Annotated in this window: 17 protein-coding genes; 12 read left to right on the top strand and 5 right to left on the bottom strand. The window is 73.5% G+C overall.

The window, feature by feature from the left end; translation table 11 throughout:
• The 3 genes from ACWDNY_RS27960 to ACWDNY_RS27950 form a co-directional block, all read left to right on the top strand.
• The coding region (locus ACWDNY_RS27960; RefSeq protein ID WP_451648574.1) for a HAMP domain-containing protein at positions 1 to 3,850 on the top strand (3,850 nt) is incomplete at its 5' end.
• Positions 3,851 to 3,947: 97 nt separating this feature from the next.
• Positions 3,948 to 6,398, top strand: a complete 2,451-nt coding sequence (locus ACWDNY_RS27955; RefSeq protein WP_451648573.1) for a SpoIIE family protein phosphatase — start codon at positions 3,948 to 3,950, stop codon at positions 6,396 to 6,398.
• 225 nt (positions 6,399 to 6,623) lie between these two features.
• Positions 6,624 to 7,508 (top strand): SDR family oxidoreductase, encoded by an 885-nt coding sequence (locus ACWDNY_RS27950; RefSeq protein WP_451648572.1) that lies wholly within the window; start codon positions 6,624 to 6,626, stop codon positions 7,506 to 7,508.
• Between the two features lie 179 nt (positions 7,509 to 7,687).
• Here ACWDNY_RS27950 and ACWDNY_RS27945 read toward each other — a convergent pair whose 3' ends face one another.
• Positions 7,688 to 8,017, bottom strand: coding sequence for an STAS domain-containing protein (locus ACWDNY_RS27945; RefSeq protein WP_451648571.1), 330 nt, complete (start codon positions 8,015 to 8,017; stop codon positions 7,688 to 7,690).
• Positions 8,018 to 8,366: 349 nt separating this feature from the next.
• Here ACWDNY_RS27945 and ACWDNY_RS27940 point away from each other — a divergent pair, with 349 nt between their 5' ends.
• On the top strand, positions 8,367 to 8,771 hold the full coding sequence (locus ACWDNY_RS27940; RefSeq protein WP_451648570.1) for an STAS domain-containing protein: 405 nt from the start codon (positions 8,367 to 8,369) through the stop codon (positions 8,769 to 8,771).
• Between the two features lie 216 nt (positions 8,772 to 8,987).
• On the opposite strand, the gene ACWDNY_RS27935 is transcribed toward ACWDNY_RS27940, so the two are convergent.
• Complete coding sequence (locus tag ACWDNY_RS27935; protein ID WP_451648569.1) at positions 8,988 to 9,473, bottom strand: MarR family winged helix-turn-helix transcriptional regulator; 486 nt, start codon at positions 9,471 to 9,473, stop codon at positions 8,988 to 8,990.
• 132 nt (positions 9,474 to 9,605) lie between these two features.
• Between ACWDNY_RS27935 and ACWDNY_RS27930 the strand changes: the two genes are divergently transcribed.
• From ACWDNY_RS27930 to ACWDNY_RS27905, 6 genes are all read left to right on the top strand, one after another.
• A complete protein-coding gene (locus ACWDNY_RS27930) occupies positions 9,606 to 10,790 on the top strand; it encodes a PP2C family protein-serine/threonine phosphatase (RefSeq protein ID WP_451648568.1) in 1,185 nt (394 codons plus the stop codon).
• Between the two features lie 302 nt (positions 10,791 to 11,092).
• Positions 11,093 to 11,377: a hypothetical protein gene (locus ACWDNY_RS27925; RefSeq protein ID WP_451648567.1), complete on the top strand. Its 285-nt coding sequence runs from the start codon at positions 11,093 to 11,095 to the stop codon at positions 11,375 to 11,377.
• Complete coding sequence (locus ACWDNY_RS27920; protein ID WP_451648566.1) at positions 11,374 to 11,796, top strand: STAS domain-containing protein; 423 nt, start codon at positions 11,374 to 11,376, stop codon at positions 11,794 to 11,796. Before ACWDNY_RS27925 ends, ACWDNY_RS27920 begins: the two co-directional genes overlap by 4 nt.
• A complete protein-coding gene (locus ACWDNY_RS27915) occupies positions 11,796 to 12,236 on the top strand; it encodes an anti-sigma regulatory factor (protein ID WP_451648565.1) in 441 nt (146 codons plus the stop codon). The genes ACWDNY_RS27920 and ACWDNY_RS27915 overlap by 1 nt, the downstream gene beginning before the upstream one ends.
• Positions 12,236 to 12,556, top strand: coding sequence for a hypothetical protein (locus ACWDNY_RS27910; protein ID WP_451648564.1), 321 nt, complete (start codon positions 12,236 to 12,238; stop codon positions 12,554 to 12,556). Before ACWDNY_RS27915 ends, ACWDNY_RS27910 begins: the two co-directional genes overlap by 1 nt.
• Positions 12,553 to 14,301, top strand: a complete 1,749-nt coding sequence (locus ACWDNY_RS27905; protein WP_451648563.1) for a PP2C family protein-serine/threonine phosphatase — start codon at positions 12,553 to 12,555, stop codon at positions 14,299 to 14,301. The genes ACWDNY_RS27910 and ACWDNY_RS27905 overlap by 4 nt, the downstream gene beginning before the upstream one ends.
• A 423-nt stretch (positions 14,302 to 14,724) precedes the next feature.
• Here the strand turns inward: ACWDNY_RS27905 and ACWDNY_RS27900 are convergent, their stop codons facing one another.
• On the bottom strand, positions 14,725 to 15,219 hold the full coding sequence (locus ACWDNY_RS27900) for a MarR family winged helix-turn-helix transcriptional regulator (protein WP_451648562.1): 495 nt from the start codon (positions 15,217 to 15,219) through the stop codon (positions 14,725 to 14,727).
• A 439-nt stretch (positions 15,220 to 15,658) separates the two neighbouring features.
• Here ACWDNY_RS27900 and ACWDNY_RS27895 point away from each other — a divergent pair, with 439 nt between their 5' ends.
• Positions 15,659 to 17,032, top strand: a complete 1,374-nt coding sequence (locus ACWDNY_RS27895; protein WP_451648560.1) for an NAD(P)/FAD-dependent oxidoreductase — start codon at positions 15,659 to 15,661, stop codon at positions 17,030 to 17,032.
• 115 nt (positions 17,033 to 17,147) lie between these two features.
• On the top strand, positions 17,148 to 19,397 hold the full coding sequence (locus ACWDNY_RS27890) for an FUSC family protein (RefSeq protein WP_451648559.1): 2,250 nt from the start codon (positions 17,148 to 17,150) through the stop codon (positions 19,395 to 19,397).
• A gap of 46 nt (positions 19,398 to 19,443) precedes the next feature.
• Here the strand turns inward: ACWDNY_RS27890 and ACWDNY_RS27885 are convergent, their stop codons facing one another.
• Positions 19,444 to 19,875 carry a hypothetical protein gene (locus ACWDNY_RS27885; protein WP_451648557.1) on the bottom strand — a complete coding sequence of 144 codons (432 nt, stop codon included), beginning with the start codon at positions 19,873 to 19,875 and terminating at the stop codon, positions 19,444 to 19,446.
• Positions 19,876 to 19,952: 77 nt separating this feature from the next.
• Positions 19,953 to 20,786, bottom strand: a complete 834-nt coding sequence (locus ACWDNY_RS27880; protein ID WP_451648556.1) for a DUF1206 domain-containing protein — start codon at positions 20,784 to 20,786, stop codon at positions 19,953 to 19,955.
• Between the last annotated feature and the right edge of the window lie 625 nt (positions 20,787 to 21,411).

Below are 21,411 nucleotides of genomic sequence, written 5' to 3'. Positions count from 1 at the left end.
GGAGACCGTCAACACGATGGTCGACCAGCTCTCCGCGTTCGCCGACGAGGTCACCCGCGTCGCCCGCGAGGTCGGCACCGAAGGACGCCTCGGCGGCCAGGCCAAGGTGCCGGGCGTCGCCGGCGTCTGGCGGGACCTGACCGACTCGGTGAACTTCATGGCGGGCAACCTCACCTCGCAGGTGCGCAACATCGCCCAGGTGACGACCTCGGTGGCCAAGGGCGACCTCTCCCAGAAGATCACCGTCGACGCCCGCGGCGAGATCCTGGAGCTGAAGAGCACCATCAACACGATGGTCGACCAGCTCTCCGCGTTCGCCGACGAGGTCACCCGCGTCGCCCGCGAGGTCGGCACCGAAGGACGCCTCGGCGGCCAGGCGGACGTCAAGGGCGTCAAGGGCACCTGGCGGGACCTCACGGACTCCGTGAACTTCATGGCGGGCAACCTCACGGCCCAGGTCCGCAACGTCGCCCAGGTCGCCACGGCGGTGGCGCAGGGCGACCTCTCCCAGAAGATCACCGTCGACGCCCGCGGCGAGATCCTGGAGCTGAAGAACACCATCAACACGATGGTCGACCAGCTCTCCGCGTTCGCCGACGAGGTCACCCGCGTCGCCCGCGAGGTCGGCACCGAGGGACGCCTCGGCGGCCAGGCCGACGTGCGCGGCGTGTCGGGCACGTGGAAGGACCTGACCGACAACGTCAACGTCATGGCGTCGAACCTGACCGGGCAGGTCCGCTCCATCGCCCAGGTCGCCACCGCGGTGGCCCGCGGCGACCTCTCCCGCAAGATCACCGTCGAGGCCAAGGGCGAGGTCGCGGCGCTGGCCGACGTCATCAACACGATGGTCGACACGCTGTCCGCGTTCGCCGACGAGGTCACCCGCGTCGCCCGCGAGGTCGGCACCGAGGGACGCCTCGGCGGCCAGGCCCACGTGCCCAACGTGGCGGGCACCTGGAAGGACCTGACGGACAACGTCAACTCCATGGCCAACAACCTCACCGGCCAGGTGCGCAACATCGCGCTGGTGACGACCGCGGTGGCCAAGGGCGACCTGTCGAAGAAGATCGACGTCGACGCGCGCGGCGAGATCCTGGAGCTCAAGACGACCATCAACACGATGGTCGACCAGCTCTCCGCGTTCGCCGACGAGGTCACCCGCGTCGCCCGCGAGGTCGGCACCGAGGGACGCCTCGGCGGCCAGGCCGAGGTGGAGGGCGTCTCCGGTACCTGGAAGCGCCTGACGGAGAACGTGAACGAGCTGGCCGGCAACCTGACCCGCCAGGTGCGCGCGATCGCCGAGGTCGCCAGCGCCGTGGCCGAGGGCGACCTGACCCGGTCGATCACCGTGGAGGCCTCCGGCGAGGTCGCTGAACTCAAGGACAACATCAACTCGATGGTGGGGTCCCTGCGCGAGACGACCCGGGCCAACCAGGAGCAGGACTGGCTCAAGACCAACCTGGCGCGGATCTCCAGCCTGATGCAGGGGCACCGCGACCTGCCCGTGGTGGCCGAGCTGATCATGGAGGAGCTGACCCCCCTGGTCGCGGCCCAGTACGGCGCCTTCTACCTCGCCGAGGAGGGCGAGGAGGGGCCGGAGCTGCGGCTCGTGGGAGGCTACGGCCACCCCGACGACGACCGGCCCGTCCGGATCCGGTTCGGCCGGTCGCTGGTGGGCCAGGCCGCGCGCAGCCGCCGCACGATCAGCGTCGACGAGCTGCCGCAGGGCTACATCACCATCTCCTCGGGGCTCGGCCAGGCCGTGCCGACCGCGTTGCTGCTGCTGCCCATCCTGTTCGAGGACCAGGTGCTGGGCGTGATCGAGCTGGCGTCCGTCTCCCCCTTCACCGCGATCCACCGGGACTTCCTGGAGCAGCTGCGGGAGACCATCGGCGTCAACGTCAACACGATCGTGGCCAACGCCCGCACCGACGAGTTGCTGGACGAGTCGCAGCGTCTGACCGCCGAACTGCAGGCCCGTTCGGCCGAGTTGCAGGAGCAGCAGGAGGAACTGCAGCGTTCCAACGCGGAGCTGGAGGAGAAGGCCTCGCTGCTGGTGGCCCAGAACCGTGACATCGAGGCGAAGAACCTGCAGATCGAGCAGGCACGGCAGGAGCTCGAGGCACGCGCCCAGCAGCTGTCGCTGGCCTCGAAGTACAAGTCCGAGTTCCTGGCGAACATGAGCCACGAGCTGCGCACCCCGCTCAACAGCCTGCTGATCCTCGCCCAGTTGCTGGCGCAGAACCCCTCGCGCAACCTCACCCCGAAGCAGGTGGAGTACGCGGGCATCATCCACTCCGCGGGCTCGGACCTGCTGCAGCTGATCAACGACATCCTCGACCTGTCGAAGGTCGAGGCCGGCAAGATGGACGTCAGCCCGGAGCGGGTGTCGCTGCGCCAGCTCATCGAGTACGTCGAGGCCACCTTCCGGCCGATGACGACGCAGAAGGGCCTGGAGTTCACGGTCACCACCGCGGCCGGCGCGCCCGCGGACCTGCTGACCGACGACTCCCGGCTGCGCCAGGTCCTGCGCAACCTGCTGTCCAACGCGGTCAAGTTCACCGAACAGGGCGGTGTGGAGCTGTCCATCGAGTCCGCGGCGGACGGCGAGGTGCCGGCCGGAGTGGTCCGGGGCGGCGCCGTCGTGGCCTTCCGCGTGAAGGACACCGGCATCGGCATCCAGGAACAGCACCTGGAGACGATCTTCGGTGCCTTCCAGCAGGCCGACGGCACCACGAGCCGCAAGTACGGGGGCACGGGCCTCGGTCTGTCCATCACCCGGGAGATCGCGCACCTGCTCGGCGGCGCCGTCACCGTGGACAGCGCCCCGGGCCGGGGCAGCACCTTCACCCTCTTCCTGCCGGTGGCCCTGCCGGACTTCGAGCAGTACGACAGCGGCCGGGCCGCGGAGGCCGAGCCGGCCCGGGTCGCGGCCTCGACTCCGGCGGCCCAGCTCCCGGCGCCCCAGCGCCCGAGCCCGGCCGGGCAGCGCGCCCGCCGGCTGCTGGTCGTCGAGGAGCGACCGCGCGGACTGCTGACCCTCGTGGCCGAGAGCGTCGTCGCGGATGTCGCCCGGCACAGCCCGGACGACACCGCCGCGCCGCCCGCGGTGGAGGTGATCACCGCCATCGGCGCCCAGGAGGCGGCCGGCGCCCTGGCGGCCGAGCCGTGCCACTGCGTCGTCCTCGACCTGGACATGCCCGACGGGGAGGCGTCGCGGTTCCTGCAGGCACTGGAGGGCGACTCGGCGCTGGCGGGCGTGCCGGTGCTCATCCACAGCGGCAACCGCCCCGACGTGGCGCGGGCGGAGGCCCTGCGGTCGCGCGCGGACGACGGCGCGCTGGAGTTCCTCTCCAGCCTGGACGAGCTGCGTGAGCGCATCGCCCTGCACCTGTCGGCCGAGGAGCCCGGGGACGTGCTGTCGCTGGTGCGGAACGAGGACCCGTCGGAGCTCGCGCCGCCGGTCGACGGCACGTTCGCCGGCCGTACCGTCCTCGTCGTCGACGACGACGCCCGCAACCTGTTCGCGCTCAGCGGCATCCTGGAGCTGTACGGCTTCCGCGTGCTGCACGCGGAGAACGGGCGCAAGGGCATCGAGACGCTGGTCGACAACCCGGACATCGCGCTGGTACTGATGGACGTGATGATGCCGGAGATGGACGGCTACACGGCCACCGCGGAGATCCGCAAGATGCCGCAGTACGCCGAGCTGCCCATCATCGCCGTCACCGCCAAGGCGATGCCCGGCGACCGGGAGAAGTCGCTGGCGTCGGGTGCCAGTGACTACGTCACCAAGCCCGTCGACACGCACGACCTCATCGCCTGCGTCCGGCGCTGGCTGTCGGCGTGAGCGTGCCGAGGCCCGTCCCGCCCGCCGGCGGGACGGGCAGAGCCCGCAACCGCACGTTCCGCGCCCCAGGGCCCCGCAGCCGAGGAGCATCCCCATCGTGAGCACGCCCGAGCAGCCACGCGAGCCGGCCGGCGCCGAGCCGCACCAGGAACTGCCACCGTTCCCCGTGCAGCCGGACCTCGACGAGCCGCCGTCCCGCGAACTCGCCGGTGTCTCCGCCACCTCCCCGGTGGGCAGGCTGGCCGCCACGGTCGAGCGGCTGCGGCGCGAGGTGCGGGCGGCCCAGGTGGAGGCCGAGGGACGTGCCCTGATCGAGCTCGCCAAGGGCATCCTGGTCGAGCGCCTCGGCTGCGGCCCGGCGCAGGCCGCCCGGCAGCTGGCCGAGCTGACCGAGCAGGCCAAGGTGACGCCGCTGGAGCTCGCGGTCGAGGTCATCAACCAGGCCGCCCGCGACCGGATGTCGGAGGTCACCGACGCGTTCCTCACGGTCGCGGCCTCCCCTGCGGCCGCCGAGCAGGATTCCGCGGCGGTGCGGCTGCGCGCCGCCGAGAGCGGCGCGCTCGCCGCGCAGGACACGCAGGCCGTCGCCGACTCCCTGCTGGAGCACGCGCTGCGCCCGCTCGGCGCGGTGGCCGTGGCGGTCTGGGCGGCGGGCGCCGACGGCTCGCTCAGTCTGGCGGGCAGTGCCGGCTTCTCGCCCGCCGAGGCGGGCCGGTGGCGGTACGTGCCCCCGGAGGTGGCCACCGTCGCGCGCCGCGGTCTGAGCGAGCGGACCGGCGTGTGGCTGTCGTCGCTCGCCGAGACCGGCCTGCCGACCATCGGACGGCACATGCATCCGGACGGCGGCCGGGTGGCCCTGCCCGCCGGGACCGGCGGACGCATCCACGGCGTGCTGGAGATCATCTGGCCGTCGCCGTTGGAGCCGCAGCCGCCGCAGGTGGTCCGCCAGGTGGAGGCCCTGGCGGAGTTGTGCGCGCACACGCTGGAGACGTACACGACGCGCCACGACCTCGGGCAGGAGCCCCGGGTCATGCCGGACGCCGCCGAGCTGATGGACCTCGCGGACGGGCTGCACGACCCCGCCCTGGTGCTGGTGCCGCACGTCGACGGCTCCGGACAGCTCGTGGACTTCCGCATCCAGCACGTCAACAGCCGCTTCCTCGACCCGGCGGGACGGCCGCGCGCGGTGGTGAGCGGCGCGCTGCTGCTGGAGGCCTACCCGATGACCGCCGGGGAGAGCGAGCTCTTCCAGCGCATCGAGCGGGTGTACGCGACGGGCGAGCCGTTCCGGGCGCACCGTATGCACCTGACCGCGCTGGTGGGCCAGGTGCCGCTGTCCGCGGTCGCGGACATCAGCATCAGCCGGCACGGCAGCAGCGTGCTGCTCATCTGGCGCATCGAGGACGAGGCGGCGCGGCTGGCCAGTCTGCTCCAGCACGCCCAGCGCCTCGGCCGCATCGGCGGGTTCGAGGAGAACCTGCTGACCGGTGAGATCACCTGGAACGGCCAGCTGTTCGACCTGTACGGGCGTGCGCCGACGAGCACCCCGGTCCCGCTCGAGGAGCTGCCCGCCCACGCCCATCCGGACGACACGGTCACCATCCGCCGGTTCCTGCGCACCGTGCTGCACCACCGGCGGCCGGCCTCCGCGGCCTTCCGGCTGCAGCGGCCGGACGGGGTCACCCGCCATATGCGGATCGTCGCCGAGCCGGTCCTGGACACCGACGGCCGGCTGTTCGTCGTCCGCGGCGCCTACCAGGACATCTCTGCGCAGCACTGGACGGAGGTGGCGCTCGCCGCCACCCGCGACCAGCTCGCCCACACCGAGCAGCAGGCCAGCGAGCGCAACCGGCTGACCCTGCAGCTCCAGCACGCGATCATGCCCCCGACGCAGGCGCCTCTGCAGGTCCCCGACCTGCAGATCGCCGTGCGCTACCGGCCGGCCGAGACCGAGCAGCTGGTGGGCGGCGACTGGTACGACGCGGTCGTGCTGCCGTCGGGGCTGGTGCTGTTGTGCGTGGGCGACGTGGCCGGCCACGGCATCGAGGCCGCGACCAGCATGGTCGTGCTGCGCAACGCGTTGCGGGGTCTGGCCGTGACGGGCGCCGGGCCGGGCCAGCTGCTGTCGTGGCTCAACATCGTGGCGCACCATCTGACCGGCGCGGTCACGGCCACGGCGGTGTGCGCGCTGTACGACCCGGCACGGCACACGCTGCGCTGGGCCCGCGCGGGCCATCTGCCGCCGGTGCTGGTCCGCGACACGGAGGCGGCGCCGCTGCCGCTGGTGCGGGGCCTGCTGCTGGGCGCGGTGCCCGAGGCCGTGTACGAGGAGGACGAGGTGCAGCTGGCGGCGCAGGACACGCTGCTGATGTACACCGACGGTCTGATCGAGCGGCGGGACCGCTCGGTCGAGGAGTCGCTGACGCACCTGCTGACCACGGCCAGCTCGGCGCCGCGCACGCTGGACCAGCAGCTCGACCGCCTGCTGACCTACAGCAGGTCGGACACGGACGACGACACCTGCATCGTGGGCATCCGGCTGGGCTGAGACTGTCGCGCGCGGCCCCGCCGCGGGGGGGCGTCCACGCGGCGGCAGGACCCGCGGGCCGCCCCGGACGGCTCGGATCCACGCGAACGGCCCCGTCCGCCCGCCACCGGCGCGGGCGGCCGGGGCCGTTCGCGTGTCCGCCGGTGTGCGCCGCGCGCCCGTGGGCACTTGGAGCAGCGATGCAAGCCCGGCGCTCACGGGGCGTTCCCCCCACGGAGGTGCAGCATGACCGACGACCGTCAGCAGGACCCGACGACTCAGCACCCGCAGCCGGAGTTCCCGCAGCAGGGCCAGGAGCATCCGGGCTGGACCGGGCCCATGGACCCGCCGCCGGATCACGGGGAGGAGTCCTACCGGGGCAGCGGCCAGCTCACCGACCGCAAGACCCTGCTGACGGGCGGCGACTCCGGCATCGGCAGGGCGGTCGCGATCGCCTTCGCGCGCGAGGGTGCGGACGTGGTCTTCACCTACCTCCCGGAGGAGGAGAAGGACGCCCGGGAGACCGCCCGGCTGGTGGAGGAGGCAGGACGCACGGCGGTGCCAGTGGTGTGCGACATCCGCGAGGAGAAGCAGTGCCGTGACCTGGTGGACCGCGCCGTCTCCGAGTTCGGCCGCATCGACGTGCTGATCAACAACGCGGCCTACCAGATGTCCCAGCCGGAAGGCATCCGCGCGATCTCCACCGAGCAGTTCGACCGGGTGGTGCGCACGAACCTGTACGGCATGTTCTGGCTGTCCAAGATGTCCCTGCCGCACATGCGGGCCGGGTCCTCGATCATCAACACCACGTCAGTGCAGGCCTACAAGCCGAGCCCGCACCTGCTCGACTACGCCACGACCAAGGGCGCCATCGTGACGTTCACCCAGGGGCTGGCGCAGACGGTCGCGCAGGACGGCATCCGCGTCAACGCGGTCGCCCCCGGACCCGTGTGGACTCCCCTGATCCCGGCGACCATGCCGGACACGCGGTCGTTCGGCAAGCAGTCGCCGCTCGGGCGGCCCGCCCAGCCGGCCGAGATCGCCCCGGCCTACGTCTTCCTCGCCTCGCAGCGGGCCAGCTACATCACGGCCGAGATCCTCAACGCCACCGGCGGCACGCCGCTGCCGTAGCGGCTGCCCCGGCGCCGTCCGGCGCGGAACACACGGGAAGGGGGCCTGCCCGGCACTGTGTGCCGGGCAGGCCCCCTTCTTCTCGTCGTGCCGCCACGGGTCCCGTTCCCCCGCCGTCACGCCGCGGGTTCACCGGGGTGGCTCCCGGGCGGTGTCCGCGGAACGGTTGCCGCCGGAGCTCACGCCGCCGGAGTCAGGTAGGTGTCCCAGCGGCCCTCGGGCCACAGGTCGGTGGCCAGCGCGAGGAGCCTGTGGGGCTGCGCGCCCAGGCCCGCGACCAGGACCCGGCCGCCGGTGCGGTCGAGGTTGTGGCGCATCGCCAGGATCAGGTGCAGGGCCGCACTGTCCACGAACGTCACGCGGCGGAAGTCGAGGGTCAGTTCCCGGACGGTGGCGGGCAGGCCGGCGGCGACGGCTTCCACGGCCGGGCGGGTCTGGTCGTCGATGTCGGTGTCGAGCGTCAGCGTTGCCGTGGTGCCGACGGGGTTCAATGAGACGTGAGCGCCCATCTACTTCGCCCCCCTCTCTGATGGGGGTGTGGGCCTGGGACGGCCCGGGGGCTGCTCCCACCGTCCCACGCCGGGCCGCGCACGTCTAACGACCCCCGCTGTCCGTAGGTATGCCGGCGTGATTCCGGGGTAGGCGCGGATGCGCGGCGAGAGTCGAAGATCCGCAGGTGAAAGGGGGCACGGCATGGGGCCGGCGTGTGCGACAGGCCCCGCCGTCCTGCGGTTTCGGCGATCGTCGCCCGTCCGCCCCGACGAGACCTTGATCACGGCGTTCCGCCGGGATGCAGGCGCGTCGGAGGGGCCGACCGGGATGACCAGCTCCCGCCGTCAGCACTCGTTGGAGGTACCCGTGCCCATTGCCCAGAACCCCCTGTCCGTCGAAGTCACCCTGCCCCGGGAGGACGTCGCCCTTCTCACGGTGGAGGGCTACCTGGACGTCGACACCGCGACGGAGCTGCAGGCCCACCTGGCCAACCAGCTCCACCACGGCCGGCGGCACTTCCTGCTCGACCTCTCCGGCGTCCCCTTCATGGACTCCTCCGGCATGAACATCATCCTGCGGGTGTACCAGGAGGTCCGCGAGCGGCCCGGCAGCGTGCACATCATCGCGCCCACGCCGGCCGTACGCCGGATCCTGGACCTGACGGGTGTGAGCATCACGGTGCCGGTGTCCGAGAGCGTGGACGAGGCACTCGCGCTGGTCGACCGGCAGCCGGAGACGGCCGAGGAGCCGCCCGGCGAGCAGGAGGACTGACCCTCCGCCGCGCACCTGTGGCGTGAGCGCCGTTCCCGGTCGCTCACGCGGGCCCAACAGTTGCCGTTTGACAACTGTAGCCGTCAGGCAACAAAGTGTGCGGGCAGTCGTGCGCGGTGTGAGGGACGGGAGGCAACGCATGGGCCGGTGGACGCGTGCGTCGCTCGGCGGAACGCGGCCGCGGCGCCTGTCCGCGCCCGCCGGGGTCTCGGACGGTCACGCCGTACGGGCGTCGTCCGTCGTCTCGCTGTCGTGGATCTGGGCGGACGCGGCGGCGCAGAACGCGTCGAGTCCGGTCAGCAGCGCGGCCCGCTGTGTCGCGGGCATCTGCTCGAGGACGGACTGCAACGCGGCCTCACGGCGGGAGCGCAGGTCGGCGAGGAACGCACGCCCGCGACGGCTGAGCTCCAGCTGCACCTCGCGGCGGCTGCTGACCGCCGTCTCGCGGCGGACGAAGCCCACCGCCTCCAGCCGGTCGCACAGCCTGCTCGTCGACGGCGGCGTCGAGCCGAGTGCGTCGGCGAGGGTGCGCAGGTTGATGCCTTCGTTGTGCTCGAGAATGAACAGCACGCGCAGCTGGGAGGCGGAGACCGGGCCCGTGGAAGCACGGCCCCACAGGACCTCCAGCAGCTCCGCCGCCTCCGAGGTCACATGCGCCACCTCGGTGGGGTGCGGGCGGGAGTAGGAGGACGTCACGGTCACACTCTCCCAGGGTTCCCGGCTGCTGTCAGCTCACCTTCCGGTGGGACAGCGGCGCGGAGGAGGATCAGAATGGAACGCGGTGTCTCGGCCACCATGGCACGGACGTGACTCCGCCGCATCACAGAGAATGGCGTGACCGACATCGTGAACAGACTCGTGGGCGTCGAGCGGGCCCTGCGCTCCGCGGCTCCGCACCGCGTGGTGCACACCCTCAGAGAGGTGCTCCGCAGCCAGTACGACGCAGAGGCCGTCGAGTTCCTGATGGCCGACTACGGCCTGACGGTGCTTCAGCCCGTCGCGGACCCCTCGCACGGCGGTCGGCCGACGCCCGTGCACGGCAGCCCGGCCGGGCGGGCCTACGGGGCACAGGAGCCGTATGTGGAGGACCGCGGTGACGGCCGGGTACGGGTGTTCCTGCCCGTCACCGTGCGCGGCGACCGGCTCGGTGTGCTGTGCGTCACCCTGGCCGCGTCCGCGCACGCGGACGCGCAGCTGGGCGAACTCGTCGAGGTGGCACGGGCGCTGGGTCACGAGATCGTCGTCGCCGACCGCGACACCGACCTCTACATGCGGTCCCGCCGCAAGGACCGCCTCACCCTCGCGGCCGAGATGCAGTGGCAACTGCTGCCGGCCCGCTCCTGCTCGGGGCCCGAGTACGCGCTCGGCGCGCAACTGCAGCCCGCCTACGCGATCCACGGCGACAACTTCGACTGGTCCGTCTCCGCCGACCGTCTGATGCTGTACATCACCAACGGCATGGGCGAGGGGATCGAGGCCTCGCTGCTGACGAACCTCGCCATCAACGCGCTGCGCAACGCCCGGCGGGCCGGCCTCCCCCTCGCCGACCAGGCGGCCCTGGCCGACCAGGCCGTCTACGGGCACTACCACGGCGAGGCCCATCTGTCGGTGCTGATGCTGGAGCTGGAGCTGTCGACCGGGCGCATGCAGGTGGTCGACGCGGGCTCCCCGCGCATGCTGAGCGTGCGCGACCGGACCGTGACGGCGGTCACCCTCGAGCAGCAGTTGCCGCTCGGCATGTTCGAAGAGACCGACTACGTGGTCCAGGAGTTCCAGCTCCGGCCCGGCGACCGGCTCATGTTCGTCAGCGACGGCGTCTACGCGGTCGCCGCGCCCGGTGGCGAGCAGTACGGAGAGCGCGCCCTGACCAGGGCCATCGCCTCCACGGGGCTGCTGCCGGCGGCGGAGGTGCCCTCGGCGGTGCTGCGGGAGCTGACCGGTCACCGCGGCAGCGCCGAACCGGACGACGACGCGCTGGTGGTCTGCCTCGACTGGTTCGGCAAGCAGCCCACGCCCTGAGGGGCTGGGGCCTGGCGGGATGTGCGGCGGTGCCCGCGGCCCCGGACGCCGCGGCCCCGGACCCTCCCGGCCCGGACAGCACCCCGCCCCGCCGGCCCGCTTCGAACGGCGGTCCACGGCACGAACATGTGCCGGGCGGTGGCCGGGCCGCCCGCCACCCGACCGGACGGGCTGTCCGGGACGGGTGTCGGACGCGGTGGGCGCATGGATACAGTTGTCGTCCGGCAAAGGTCGCATCGCCCGCCTCGTCGCCTCCGGCGGGACCGCAACGATGCAACCGACGCAGATGAGGAGTTGAGCAGGTGCCGGAGCACGCATCCGCAGGACAGCACGGATCGCCGGCGCGGGAGGAGGGCCGTGCCCTGACCGACCGGCAGCGGCTGCAGGAGGTCGCCGCGCCCGTCGCCAAGCTGTGGGACGGCGTGGTCTCCGGCGTCCGTCGGGCCATCGCGCAGGCCGTCGTCCGCCTCGGTCGGGAGCTGGGCACGGTCGTCACCCGCGCCGGCCTCGCGGACGCCCCCGGCCACGCGCTGCGTGAGCCCGGTGCCGGCATCGTCCCCGCGGCGCAGGGTGTGGACCACCGGTGATCGGCGACCTCTCCCGGCCGGCCACGGGGCACGTACCGGTGCTCCGGCTCGGTGACGTGCTCCTGGTGACCCTCCAGGGGGACCTGCTCGACGAAAGCACGGCCGAGCACCTCCAGCAGGACATCGGCGAGGCCATCGCCCGCACCCGGGCGTCCGGCGTCGTCATCGAACTCTCCGGCGTCGAGGTCGTCGACTCCTTCCTCGGCCGCGTCCTCGCCGGGATCGCCGCGGGGGCCGGGCTCCTGGCGGCGCGGACCGTGATCGCGGGCATGCGGCCCGCGGTCGCCACGACGATGGTGGAGCTGGGCCTGACACTGCCGGGTCTGCGGACGGCGCTCAGCACCGAGGAGGCCGTCCGGCTGGTGTCCGCGCGGGATCCCGCCTCCCGCGCCGGCAGCCCGCGTCCGGGGAGCCGTTGATGGAGAGAGCCGCGGGCGTTCACACCTGTCTGCCGATCCGCTCGGACATCGATCTCGTGCGGGTCCGGCAGCATGTGCGCCAGGCGGCGGCCCGGCTCGGCTTCGGCCTGGTGGACCAGACGAAGCTGGTCACCGCGGCCAGCGAGCTGGCCCGCAATACCCTGGTGCACGGCGGCGGCGGGCGGATGGAGGTGACGCGGGTGACCGACGGGCGCACACACGGGCTCCGGCTCGCCTTCGGCGACGAGGGCCCCGGCATCCCCGACCTCGACCAGGCGCTGAGGGACGGTGACACCTCGGGCGGCGATTCCGGCTCGGGCCTGGGCGGCGCCCGGCGGCTGGTGCACGAGTTCGCCGTCGACAGCGTCCCGGGCGCCGGTACCACCGTCACCGTGACCTCATGGGCGCTCCGTGCCCCGCTTCCGCGCGGGGAGTCCTGATGCGCGTCGACCACGTGGGCGCGCGGCTGCGCGAGGGCCGCACCTGGCACGCCCTGCCGTCCGGGCCGGGCATCGCCGGTGCGCACCGGCCCGCGTTCCTGCCCGAGCGCCAGGTGCCCTGGGGTTCCGGGCGTCCCCCGCTCCCGCACAGCGACGGCCTGCCCAGCCGCTGGGCCCCACCGAGCGAGCCGGGCCCGCCGACGGCCGATCCGGCGGCCGTCGCGGCCGCGACGGTCCGCGACGCCGGCAGCTCCGCCCGCCCCCTCCGGGACGACACGGCCGTGGCCGTCCTGACCACGACACCGCCGGACCACACATGACACGCACTTGGCAGATCAGCACCGTCACCCAGGCGGCCCGGGCCCGCATCGCGGCGGCCCGTCTGGCCGCCGCCTGCGGCGTGCCCACCCTCGAACGGACCCGGCTGGCCACCGCGCTCAGCGCGCGGCTGCGGCACTGCCTCACCAAGGGCGGCGCCTGGTTGCTCACCCTGGAGGCTCCCTCCCGGGCGGGGCGGTTGCAGGTCACGGTCGCCCCGGCCGACGAGGCGGACGCCGAGCCGCCGTGGCGGACGGCCGTCGCCTGTCCCGAGGCCGCGGACGCGCCCGACGGCGAGGTGCCGGACGATCCGGCGGTGCTGGCCGAGGCGCTGCTCGGCGCCGACGAGGACACCGCGCTGGCGCTGGACAGGCTCGCGGAGCAGGAGGAGCTGGTCGCCTTCCACCGGGAGGAGCTGCACCAGACCAACCAGGGCGTCCTGGCGCTCCACGCCGAGCTGGACGCCGCCGGGCGGGCCCAGCGGGACGCCTTCGCGGCCGAGCGCAAGGCACGCACGGAGGCGGAGAGCGCCCGGCGCAGACTCACCTTCCTGGCGGACGCCAGTGCCGTGCTGACGGCCTCGCTGAACCACGAGGAGATCGTGCGCCGGCTGCCGGAGCTGCTGGTGCCCGAGTACGCCGACAGCATGGACGTGTGGCTGTTCGACGACAACGACCGGCGCCGGTCGGCCCCCCATCCGGCGGCCGCCGTGATCGCGGCCCGCACCGGGCGGCCCCAGTACGCCGCCGACCACCCCGGCGGCCTGCCCGGCGTCGACGACCAGCCGCCCTCGGCGCTGAACCCGTCGCGGCCGCTGCTGTGCATCCCGCTGCTCACCTGGCGGACGACGCTGGGCGTGCTGACCCTGGCGCCGCCCGGGGAGCGCTGGGACCTGGACGACGCCGTCATGCTGATCGAGCTGGCCCGGCGCGCCAGCATCGCCATCGACAACGCCCAGCGCTTCGAGCACAACCGGGACATCGCCGAGACCCTGCAGCGGGCCCTGCTCACGGAGCTTCCCACGACACCGGGCCTGGGCCTGGCCGCGCGCTACCTGCCGGCCACGCGGGGGCTCAACATCGGCGGGGACTGGTACGACGCCTTCCGGCAGCCCGACGGCAGCCTGATCGCCGTCATCGGTGACGTGACCGGTCACGGACTGCACGCGGCGGTCATGATGAGCCAGCTGCGCACGGCGCTGCGCGCGTACGCCGTGGACGGCGGCAGTCCCGGGCAGCTCCTGACCCGGCTGCACACGTTCCTGCACCATCTGCAGCCCGATCTGTACGCCACCGCGGTCATCGCGCGCTTCCGCCCCGGCGACCCGACGCTCACCTGGGCCGCCGCGGGTCATCCGCCGCCGGTGCTGCGGACGTCCGACGGCCGGGTGCGCACGCTGGACGCCAAGCCGGGCGCGATGCTCGGCATCCCGCTGCGGCAGGAGATCGCCGACCACACCGTCCCCCTTTCCCCCGGTTCGACGCTGGCGCTGTACACCGACGGGCTGGTGGAGCGCCGTGCGCGGGGCATAGACGCGGGGATCGGGCGTCTGGCGGCGACGCTGGGCGGGTTCGACTCGGCGGAGCTGGCCGCCGATCTGGACGGTGCGACGGACCGGATCCTGGACCCGATGCTGAGCGACTCCGAACGCGACGACGACGTCTGCCTGCTGCTGTGCCACCTCGACGGCGCCACCCTGCCGGCGCAGTCGCGTCCGCAGTCGTGGGCCGTGCGGCGACGTGCCTGAGCCGCGCGGGGTGCGGACCCGCGGCTGCCGGCGGTCTCCGCCCCGCCGCGGCCACGCGGGTCGCCGGGGCGCCCGGGTGGGCTCCGGCGCCGGCTCGGACCGCCGATCGGCCGGGGAGAGCGGGACCGCGCGCCGATGAGCCCGTCCCGCGTGACGGCGCACACGGGCGGCCGGGGCGTTTCGGTCGCTGCGGGGCGGGGAGGGCCCGGCCGGAGCACGGCCTCACCGCCCGCCCGGTGAACCCGTCGCCCCCGCGGGGCTCGCCGGCCGGGCTCAGCGGTCCCGGGCGGGCTTCCGCCCCGAACCGCCAGGCGCCTGGAACTCACGGGCTTCCCGACCCCCACGAACCCCGCAGGCTCCACGAGCCCGCGGGCTCGACTGACCCGCAGGCTCCCCGAACCCGCGGACCGCAGTCGTCGGGGCTCATCCGTCCGGCCGCTCCGGGGACCGGCGCGGGGGCGGCGGGTTGCGCGGGCTCGCACGGGCCTGCTGGAAGGCCAGCAGGCCCTGGTGCAGAGCGGCGCACTGCGCCGGCGTCATGTCCGCGAACACGGCGGCCAGACGCCGCACCCGCCCCTCCGTCACCTCCGCCAGCAGCCGCCGCCCGTGAGCCGTGACGGCCAGCTGGACCTCCCGCCGGTTGCACGGCTGCACGGTCCGCTCCAGCAGCCCGGCGGCCTCCAGCCGGTCGCACAGCCGGCTCGCGGTGGGCAGGCCGACGCCGAGATGCTCGGCCAGCGCCGTGAGGTTGAGGTCGGGCCGGCGCCGGACCGTCTTGAGGGCGATCAGCTGACGCGCGGGCAACCCGGGTGAGATCTCGGCGGCCGTGGAGATCCAGAGGGCCACCAGGCCCTCGACCGCGTCCACCACCTGCCGGGCGACTCCGTCCCACTGTTCCGGGCCCTGCTCACATCCCACCTCAGCTTCCCCCGGCACCCGCACTCGTCATGCCGGTCGGGCTACCCGGAAGACGGGCTCGTACACGACACGATCAGGTCTCGCCGCGCCACCGCCCGGCGCGGGGGCCGACGGCACGTGCGGGCGGGCGCCCCCTTCCGGGCCGACGGCGCATACCCGCGGACGCCGTCGTGCCCCCGGGTGAGATACGTCGGCCCGTCCCGGGAACTCGCCCAGACGGACCGTGACCGACCGCGTCCGGCACGGCCGCCGCGCCCAGCGGCGGTGCGCTTCCGGCCGCCGGCGGGCAGGGTGGGCTCAGGGAACCTCGTCCGAGGCGTACGTCCGCCTGTCCGGCCGGCGGAGCGTGCGGCCGGCACGGTGGATCGACGAGGTGCGAAGCAGCGATCCAGGGGCAGGCGCATGACGTCGAGGCAGACCGCCTGGAGCCGCAGAAGGGATGAACACCGTGACACGACCCAGGATCCTGGTGGTTGGCGCAGGCTTCGCCGGAGTGGAGTGTGTGCGCCGCCTGGAGCGCAAACTCACTCCCGGTGAGGCCGACATCACCCTGGTGACGCCGTTCGCCTACCAGCTCTACCTGCCGTTGCTCCCCCAGGTCGCCTCGGGCGTGCTGACGCCCCAGTCGATCGCCATCTCGCTGCGCCGCAGCAGCAGGTACCGCACCCGCATCATCCCCGGCGGGGCGATCGGTGTGGACCTTGAGGCGAAGGTCTGCGTCGTCCGCAGCATCACCGACGAGCTCATCGACGAGCCGTACGACTACATCGTGCTGGCGCCGGGCAGCGTCACCCGCACGTTCGACATCCCGGGCCTGACGGACTACGCCTTCGGGATGAAGACGCTCGCCGAGGCCGCCTACATCCGCGACCACGTCATCTCCCAGCTGGACCTCGCGGACGCCAGCCACAACCCGGCCGAGCGCGTGTCCCGGCTGCAGTTCGTGGTGGTCGGCGGCGGCTACGCCGGCACCGAGACGGCCGCGTACCTGCAGCGCCTGACGCACGCCGCCGTCGAGCGCTATCCCCGGCTGGACCCGTCCCTGATCAAGTGGCATCTCATCGACATCGCACCGAAGCTGATGCCGGAGCTGGGCGAGAAGCTGGGCCAGAGCGCGCTGGAGGTACTGCGCCGGCGCGGCATCGAGGTCTCGCTGGGGGTCTCCATCGCCAAGGCGGGGCCGACCGAGGTCACCTTCACCGACGGCCGGGTGGTGCCGACCCGGACCCTGATCTGGACGGCGGGCGTGGTGGCCAGCCCGCTGATCGCCACCCTGGGTGCGGAGACGGTCAAGGGCCGGCTCGCGGTCACCGCCGAAATGTGTCTGCCCGGCCACGACGGGGTGTTCGCGCTCGGCGACTCCGCCGCCGTGCCGGACCTCGCCAAGGGCGACGGGGCGGTCTGCCCGCCGACCGCGCAGCACGCCATGCGCCAGGGCAGTCACGTGGCCGACAACATCATCGCGACGCTGCGCAACCAGCCGATGCGCCCCTACAAGCACAAGGACCTCGGCCTGGTCGTCGACCTCGGCGGCAGGGACGCCGTCTCCAAGCCGCTCGGTGTGGAACTGCGCGGCCTGCCCGCCCAGGCGGTCGCCCGCGGCTACCACCTGGGAGCGCTGCGCACGAACGTCGCCAAGATCCGGGTCCTGACGAACTGGATGCTCAACGCGGTGGCCGGCGACGACTTCGTGCGCACCGGCTTCCAGGCCCGCAAGCCGGCCAAGCTCAAGGACTTCGAGTACACCGACTCCTATCTCACACCGGAGCAGGTGCGGCAGCACGTCGAGCGGTCCCGGCGCGTGCAGTTGTGACCCCGGCGCCGGGACGGCGCGGCGGGGTGCGGCCGGGCCGTAGGAGCGGTCCGGCCGCGGCGTGCCATTCTTGAGGTTGTCGATCATCGGCTGGAGCGGGAGAGAGTACGGCGGCGTGAGGGCAGCGGGACGGTCGTTCGGGGCACGGCTGCGGGACCACCTGGCGGCGTCCGATCCCGGCCTGCTGCGACTGGCGACCGGGATGCGCACGGTCGGGGCGATCGCCCTGACCCTGGCCGTCCTCGGCGTGCTGCGGTCGCCGCTGACCCATCTGGTGGCCGGGGCGATCGCCTCGATGGTGGCCACCTTCGCCATCCGCGAGAAGCAGCGCGGCGCGCAGGCCGTCACCCTGGTCCTCGGTCTGGCGACGGCGCTGGCGTCCATGTCGCTGGGCGCGCTGCTCAGCTCGCACATCGTCCTCGGCGACCTGTTCTTCGTCGCCCTGATCTTCTGCGCCGTCTACGGACGCCGGTTCGGCGACCGGGGCACCGCACTCGGCCTGATCGGCTTCCAGACCTACTTCCTGTCCCTGTTCGTCGGCTCCACCCCCAGCGCCCTGCCCGGGCTGTACGTCGCGATCGTGATCGCCTTCGCCAGCAGCGCGTTCGTGCGGTTCGTCATCGTGAACGAGAGGCCCGAGGGCACCCTGGAACGGCTGCGCGAGGCGTTCCGGGTACGCCTGGCACAGCTGGTGTCCGCGCAGCTCACCCTGCTGGACGCCGGACCCGGCGACGTGGACAAGGCGCTGCAGGAGGTCCGGGAGAACACCCTGCGCCTGCACGACACGGCCATGATGATCCAGGCCCGCCTGGAGGAGGGGACCTCGGACGAGGCCGTGGCCCGGCTCGTCCAGCGGCGCATCGCGGACGCCGAGGTCGCCGCCGAGCGACTGGGTCTGCTGCTTCTCAACGCGCGCAGCGCCGAGCGGGCGGACACGCTCACCCTGCACCTGCCCGGCGCGCCGGTCCCCCCGGGCCGTCCGCTGCCGGTGCGGGACGAGGCGACCGACACGATCCGCCGGGACCTGGCCGCCCTGCGGATGCTGGTGCTGCGGCCCGTCGGGGAGGGCGGGGGCACGGCGATGTCGTACGTGCGCAACCGGCTCATCGGCTACCGCGACGGGGACAACCTCCCGCCCGCTCCGGCCGCAGCGCAGGACGTCTTCCGCGGTATCGGCGAGGCCGCGCGGGCCGTGCTGGGGCTCAGGACCGCCCTGGGCGGACCGCAGGACGACACCGACGACACTCCGGCCACGGTCCGCTCGCGGGAGGAACTGGACGCCGAGGACGCCGCCATCGAGGGCGCCGAGGCGAGCGAGCGTGCCGAGGAGGAGCCGGCCGGGCTGCGCAGGCCGACCACGCGGGCCGCGGTCCAGGTCGCGGTGGGTTCCGCGCTCGCGATCGTGGGCGGCGAGTTCCTCTCCGCACAACGGTGGTACTGGGCGGTGCTGACCTGCTGGATCGTCTTCATCAACACCTCCTCCACCGGCGAGATCGTGGTCAAGAGCTACCGCCGTCTGGTGGGCACGGTGCTCGGCGTCGTGGCCGGTATAGTGCTGGCCGGCCTGGTCGGCCACCACACGTGGACGGCGCTTGCGCTCGTCCTGGTGTTCGTCTTCCTGATGTTCTACACCGCGCCGCTGTCGTACACGGTGATGTCCTTCTTCGTCACCGCGGCGCTCGGACTGCTGTACACCCTGCTGCACACGTACAGCCTGTCGGTGCTGGTGCTGCGCGTGGAGGAGACGGCGCTGGGCGCGGCCTGCGGGGTGATCGCGGCGGCGCTGGTCCTGCCGGTGCACACGAAGCGCCGGACGAACGAACTGCTCGTGACGGTGCTGGAGCGGCTCGCGGACGTCACCGAGGCCGCCGTCGAACAGCTCAGCGGCGGCGCCGCGGCGAACCTGCTGGACGCGGCCCGCGAACTGGACCAGGCGCTCGCCGACCTGCGATCGGCGGCACAGCCGCTGACCCACCCGATCACGCCGCTGCGGGCCCGGCGCAACACGGCCCAGTACGTCGTGGCGCTGCTGGAAACCAGTGCCTACCACGCGCGTTCCCTGGCGGCGACCGCGGAACTGCTGCCCACGCACCCGTCCATCGCGGCGGATCCGCGGCTGCGGCAGGCCAGCCGCCGGATGAGCCAGAACCTCGGGGCGATCATCGCGCACGTCACGGACGAGCACGCCGCCGCCGAGATCGAGTCCGCTCCGAGCATCGCCTCGCTGCTGGAGCCGGGGACGACCGGAAGCCCCCGCTACGGCCAGGTCACCGACCGGGTGCTGCGGCATCTGCAGCGGCTGGACGAGGCCGTGCTCGGCCTGGCCCGTCCCCTGGGCGTGCCGGTGGCGACGCCGAAGAGGTGACCGGCCCGCTGGGATCGGCAGGCCGGGCCCGGCGGAACGCCACCTGTCAGAAGTCCGTCGGCAGGTCGCTCACCTCGGCGATGCCGCGCAGCTCCTCGGTCTCACGGTGGCGCTCGCGGATGAAGTCGGCGATCTCGGTCAGCCGGCCGGGATCGGAGGCGGTCTCCGCGTCGGTGACGACGCGGACGGGGCCGGTCTCCTCGATGTCGAGGACGACCAGCTCGTTGTCCATCCTGCCGGTGACCGCCGTCGCTATGACCAGGGCGGCCTCGTCCCGGATCTCCTGCGGCAGTCCTTGCGCGCGGGCGTCGTTCAGCGGGAAGTCGACGGTCGACAGGCCCCGCTCGTCGATCGCCCGCAGGACCGGGTCGACCAGGTCGAGCAGGAGTTCGTAGTCCTCTTCGGGCAGCCGGACGCGCAGCAGGTCGAGGTACACCTCCACGGCCCGGTCGTCGGGGGGAAGCTCGTCATCGCTCATCCGCACCGTGTTCCCCGCTCGTGGCCACTCAGACTCACGGGACGACACGGGCCGCAGGATGCCGGGCGGGCGGCGGGTCAGACCCGGCGCCAGCGCGCCAGGGCGAAGGAGAACAGGCCGAAGAGAACGAGGCCGGCTGCGACCAGCACGAGCAGCCACGGGCCGAGGGGGGTGTCGGAGAACGAGCGCAGGGTGTCGTCCAGGCCCTTGGCCCGCTCGGGCCGGTAGTCGACGGCCGCCCGGATCGCGAAGGCACCCGCCGCGGCGAACACCAGCCCGCGGGCGGCGCCCCCGCCCACTCCGGCCACGTCGACCAGCCTGCGCGTCCGCGCGGACATCTCGCCCAGCCTGAGCTTCTTGTGGTACTTGCGCCGTACGGCCTGCACCCCGATCCAGACGCCCGCCACCACGATCCCGGCGCCGACGACGCCGACGATCCACCGGCCGCCGGGCATCTCCAGGACCTTGGCCGTGACGTCACGCGACTGCTCGTCGCTGGAGCGGGGGCCGCCGGAGCCCGCCGCGAACGCCAGCACGGACCCGGCGACGAACACGTAGAACACGAACCGGCCGACGGCCAGCAGGCGCTTCTTGGCCGACCGTCCCTCGGGGCCGACGGAACCGAAGACCGCCTCGGACAGGCGCCACAGGGCCATGCCGGCCAGGCCGAGGCCGAGGGCCCACAGCAGCACCGCCCCGAACGGCTCCCCGGCGATGGCCTGCAGGGCGCCGTTGCGATCGGCCTGCCTGCTGCCGTCCCCGAACGCGATCCGCAGCGCGAGCACGCCGACCAGCAGATAGATCACTCCCCGGGCGGTCAGTCCCGCCCGGGCCGCTCCCCGCGTCACCGAGCCCTTCGCGGCCCGCCGGGCCCGTGTACGGCCGCTCCCCGCCATGACACTCATGTCCATGTCCACCTCCAGCACTCCGGATGCCCCGGCACGACACGGACATACGCCACAGCCGGGCGTCCGGGCGGCAAGCCCCGGGCGCCGTACCGGCCCGGGCGGCGCACCCGGACGGCCCGCGGCCGCGCGGCACCCCGGGCCCGCGGCAGCTCGGGGGACGGCGACGGGACGCCGGGGCGACCCGGGACGGGAGCGCTGACCGATGGACACATCCCCGGCGGGCGCTTCCCCGCCCCAAGCGGAACGGACTCGCGGCAGGGGGCGTCGGTGCGGCCGGAACCGCGCGAGGCCGGAGCCTTTGGGCCGGAGCGCCCGAAGTCGGGGCGCGCCGCAGGTGGCAAGCGCCCCCGCCGGTCCAGAACCGCGATCCCGGAACCGGCTCAGCGGCACGAGACCTCCGAACGCGGCCGGAACGGCACGAGGCCAGGGCTACTCGGGACGCGGGCGCGCGCGCCACGGCCGCGGCCGGCCCGCCCCGGCCGGACCGGCGGCCCGGCGGCGCTGGACCGGCGTCGGCCGCGGTTGCCGGCCGTGCTAGTGCCGCGGCAGGCAACGTTTGCCCGTCAAGGAGTGGCGTCCGGTGCGTGCTCTCGGCGTGCCGGCCGGACGCCCTCGTACTGGATGTACT

It is taken from the genome of Streptomyces sp. NPDC003697 (assembly GCF_053587115.1).
This window is presented reverse-complemented; position numbering and strand designations above follow the sequence as displayed.

What these genes read in the sequence shown, in the direction of transcription:
- ACWDNY_RS27905 (WP_451648563.1), top strand. Translation starts at nt 12,553, where the DNA reads ATGACACGCACTTGGCAGATCAGCACCGTCACCCAGGCGGCCCGGGCC.
- ACWDNY_RS27895 (WP_451648560.1), top strand. Translation starts at nt 15,659, where the DNA reads ATGAACACCGTGACACGACCCAGGATCCTGGTGGTTGGCGCAGGCTTC.
- ACWDNY_RS27880 (WP_451648556.1), bottom strand. Translation starts at nt 20,786, where the DNA reads ATGGACATGAGTGTCATGGCGGGGAGCGGCCGTACACGGGCCCGGCGG.
- ACWDNY_RS27945 (WP_451648571.1), bottom strand. Translation starts at nt 8,017, where the DNA reads ATGGGCGCTCACGTCTCATTGAACCCCGTCGGCACCACGGCAACGCTG.
- ACWDNY_RS27950 (WP_451648572.1), top strand. Translation starts at nt 6,624, where the DNA reads ATGACCGACGACCGTCAGCAGGACCCGACGACTCAGCACCCGCAGCCG.
- ACWDNY_RS27885 (WP_451648557.1), bottom strand. Translation starts at nt 19,875, where the DNA reads ATGAGCGATGACGAGCTTCCCCCCGACGACCGGGCCGTGGAGGTGTAC.
- ACWDNY_RS27910 (WP_451648564.1), top strand. Translation starts at nt 12,236, where the DNA reads ATGCGCGTCGACCACGTGGGCGCGCGGCTGCGCGAGGGCCGCACCTGG.
- ACWDNY_RS27915 (WP_451648565.1), top strand. Translation starts at nt 11,796, where the DNA reads ATGGAGAGAGCCGCGGGCGTTCACACCTGTCTGCCGATCCGCTCGGAC.